Origin of the sequence: Rathayibacter sp. AY1H2 (assembly GCF_002931985.1) — a bacterium.
Lineage (GTDB): Bacteria > Actinomycetota > Actinomycetes > Actinomycetales > Microbacteriaceae > Rathayibacter.
The window spans coordinates 1-3,404 of the sequence record NZ_PSUV01000040.1 but is presented as its reverse complement, the minus strand read 5'-3'; the positions used below and the strand labels follow the sequence as shown (position 1 = coordinate 3,404).

Sequence of the window (3,404 nt, the reverse complement as noted above, 5' to 3'; positions counted from 1 at the left end):
GCCTGACGCGGCCCTCCGACCCCGCCCCCGTCCGACCCTTCACAGCAGGAGACCACCCATGCGCAGACGATTCATCCCTCTCGCCGCCGTCCTGGCGTCGACCGCCGCCCTCACCGGCTGCAGCGGCTTCGGAGGAGGAGGCGGCGGTTCGGCCGACGCCGACTCGATCACCTTCACCACCTGGGCCAGCGAGTCCGAGCAGGCGGCCTTCGAGTCGCTGATCACCGACTTCGAGGCCGAGCACGAGGGGGCGAGCGTCGAGCTCAACGTCGTCCCCTACGACCAGATGTTCAGCAACATCGACGCGCAGCTGTCGTCGGGCGAGGCCCCCGACGTGTTCCGCGTCGACTACGGCAACCTCGGCGTCTACTCCAGCCAGGAGCAGCTGCTCGACCTGACCGACCGGATCGACGACTTCGACTCCTTCACGCCCGCGTTCCAGGAGGCCGTCTCCTTCGAGGGGAAGCCCTACGGCGTCCCGCACCAGACCGACGTGTCGGCGCTGCTGGTGAACACGCAGCTGCTCGCGGCGGCCGGCATCACCGACGTGCCGACCACCACCGACGAGGCGTGGACCTGGGAGGAGTTCGCCGACGCCTCCGCGAAGCTGCGCGCGAGCCTGCCCGCCGAGCAGTACCCGTTCGTCTACAACTGGCAGCTCGGCGGCACGCCCCGCTGGCTGAGCTGGCTGTTCGAGGCCGACGGCACGCTGCTGGAGGAGGACGGCACCACTCCGGCGATCGACTCCGCCGCCGGCGCGAAGGCGCTGGACTTCACGAAGAGCTTCTTCGACAACGACTGGGTCCCGCCGACCAGCTCGGTGAAGTCCGCCACCTACGCCGACTCCTTCTTCACGGAGCAGACCGCGGCGATGGCCTTCGCCGGGTCCTTCCTCGTGCCGGACATCGACGACCTCGCCGACTTCGAGTGGACCGCCACGCCGATGCCCGTCGACGAGCGCGGCGCGACCGACCTCGGCGGCAACGCCCTCGTCGCCACGGCCGACACCGATGACCCCGAGCTCGCGACCGAGTTCCTCTCGTTCATGACGCAGGCCGACACCATGGCCGAGTTCTGCGCGGCGACGAACGAGCTGCCCACCCGGTCCGACATCGACCCCGCGTCGATCGACTTCGCGGTGCGCCCGGACGTGATGCCAGTCTTCGTCGAGCAGGCCGCGACGATCACGCCGCGCGACGTGCAGCAGCTCACCTCGCCGTTCCTCGCGAAGATCTCCGTCGCGATGCAGGACCAGCTCGAGGAGGCGTTCGTCGGCGGACGCAGCACCGAGGAGACCCTCTCCGGCCTCGACGCGGCCATCCAGCAGGCGACCAGCTGATGACCGCCACCACCCTCCGCGGCCGAGCGGGCTCCTCCGCCCGGCCGCGGTCGGCCCGCAGGCGCGAGGCCCTCGCCGGCTTCGGCTTCGTCGGCCCGAACCTGCTCCTGATGGCGCTGTTCCTGTTCGTGCCGATCCTCTGGGCGATCCAGCTCTCGTTCCAGGAGTCGCGCGGCTTCGGCACGCCCGAGTGGGTCGGCTTCGCGAACTACCTGCGGATGGGCGCCGACCCGGTGTTCTGGCAGAGCCTGGGCAACACGCTCCTCTTCACCGCGGTCACCGTGCCGCTCGAGCTCGCCGGCGGCCTCGGCCTGGCCGTGCTGCTCAACTCCGTGCTGCCCGCCCGCGGGATCTTCCGCACGGTGATCGTGCTGCCCCTGGTGATCTCGGGCGTCGCCTCCGGGATGATCGCGGTCACGATCTTCAGCGAGTCCTCGGGCATCGTGAACAAGGTGCTGAGCTCGCTGGGCGCCTCGCCGGTCGCGTGGCAGTCGGACGGCTCCGCGGCGATGATCTCGGTGATGCTGACCGCGGTGTGGCTGCGGATCGGCTTCAACATGGTGATCTACCTGGCCGGCCTGCAGAGCGTCTCGCCCGAGCTCTACGAGGCCGCGCGGATCGATGGAGCGACGCGCTGGCAGCAGTTCCGCGCACTGACGGTGCCGCTGGTCGGCCCGTCCACCTTCTTCCTGCTGATCATGAACGTGATCGCCTCGTTCCAGGTCTTCGACATCGTCTTCGTGATGACGGGCGGCGGCCCCGGCTTCTCCACGTCGGTGCTCGGCACCTACGCGTACCGCAACGGCTTCCAGGTCCGCGAGCAGGGCTACGGCGCCGCGCTCGGCGTCGTCATCCTGATGGTCTCCCTCGCCTTCACCTACCTGCAGTGGCGCACGAGCCGTACGCGCGACCTCGTCGACTAGGAGCCCTCATGTCGTCCTCCACCGTCACCACGCCCGCCGCGGTCGCCGCGGCCACCGCCCGCGAGACCCCGCGCCGGCGTCCCTCTCGCCGCGACGGCTCCCGCTCCGGACTCGTCGTCCGCCTCGTCGTCGCGATCGTCGCCTCGGCGGTCGTGTTCTTCCCGCTGTACTGGATGCTCGTCATCGCCTTCTCGCCGCGCGGCGAGGTGTTCGCGCCCGGCCCGCCCCGCTTCTGGCCGAGCGAGATCTCGTTCGAGAACTTCGCGACGGTGTTCGCGCGCTTCCCCGTGGGCGAGTGGTTCGTCAACTCGGTCGTGATCGGGGCGTTCGTCACGGTGTTCACCGTCGTGGTGAACCTGCTGGCCGGCTGGGGCTTCGCGCGGCTGCGCTTCCCCGGGCGGAACCTGCTGTTCCTGCTCGCACTGGCCACGATGATGATCCCGGTGCAGGCGATCATGGTCGCGCAGTTCAAGCTCGTGACCGGACTGCAGATCTACGGCACCTACTGGTCGGTGATCCTGCCCGGAGCAGCGGCGGCCTTCGGGATCTTCCTCGCCCGGCAGTTCTTCCTCTCCATCCCGGAGGAGCTGATCGAGGCGGCGCGGATCGACGGCGCCGGCCACCTGCGGGTGTTCCTGCAGATCGTGCTGCCGCTCTCGAAGCCGCTGATCGCCGTCCTGATCCTGCTGACTCTGCTCGGCAGCTGGAACGACTTCACCTGGCCGCTGATCGCCCTGAAGGACAACGAGCTGTTCACGCTGCCGATCGGCCTGCTCTACCTCAAGGGCCAGTCGACGCCGGACTACAGCGCGAGCATGGCGCTGGCGCTGGTGTCGGTGCTGCCGATGGTGCTGCTGTTCCTGTGCTTCCAGCGCTACTTCGTGCAGGGGTTCGCGCGCAGCGGCATCCGGTGAGGTCGGGCGGCGGCACGGGCGGAGGCAAGGGCGGCGTGGAGCGGTCGCCGCGGCGGGACGCTCCTGACCGGACGGGGCAGGAGAGGACGTGGACGGAGAGGACAGAGCAGGGCCGGAGAGGACGGGGCAGGAGAGTGCCGACGGACGCGGCGGCACGGGCGGAGGCAAGGGCGGCGTGGAGCGGTCGCCGCGGCGGGACGCTCCTGACCGGACGGGGCAGGAGAGGAC

At 70.0% G+C, this 3,404-nt stretch carries 3 protein-coding genes; all 3 read left to right on the top strand.

Translation table 11 applies throughout. The features are described 5' to 3' along the window. Positions 1-58: 58 nt before the first annotated feature. The 3 genes from C5C29_RS16725 to C5C29_RS16715 are packed head-to-tail and all read left to right on the top strand — an operon-like array spanning position 59 to position 3,176. Positions 59-1,339, top strand: a complete 1,281-nt coding sequence (locus tag C5C29_RS16725) for a sugar ABC transporter substrate-binding protein (RefSeq protein WP_258062401.1) — start codon at positions 59-61, stop codon at positions 1,337-1,339. Then, positions 1,339-2,262 carry a carbohydrate ABC transporter permease gene (locus tag C5C29_RS16720; RefSeq protein ID WP_104225205.1) on the top strand — a complete coding sequence of 308 codons (924 nt, stop codon included), beginning with the start codon at positions 1,339-1,341 and terminating at the stop codon, positions 2,260-2,262. The genes C5C29_RS16725 and C5C29_RS16720 overlap by 1 nt, the downstream gene beginning before the upstream one ends. Positions 2,263-2,270: 8 nt before the next feature. Next, positions 2,271-3,176: a carbohydrate ABC transporter permease gene (locus C5C29_RS16715; RefSeq protein ID WP_104225206.1), complete on the top strand. Its 906-nt coding sequence runs from the start codon at positions 2,271-2,273 to the stop codon at positions 3,174-3,176. Positions 3,177-3,404 lie beyond the last annotated feature (228 nt).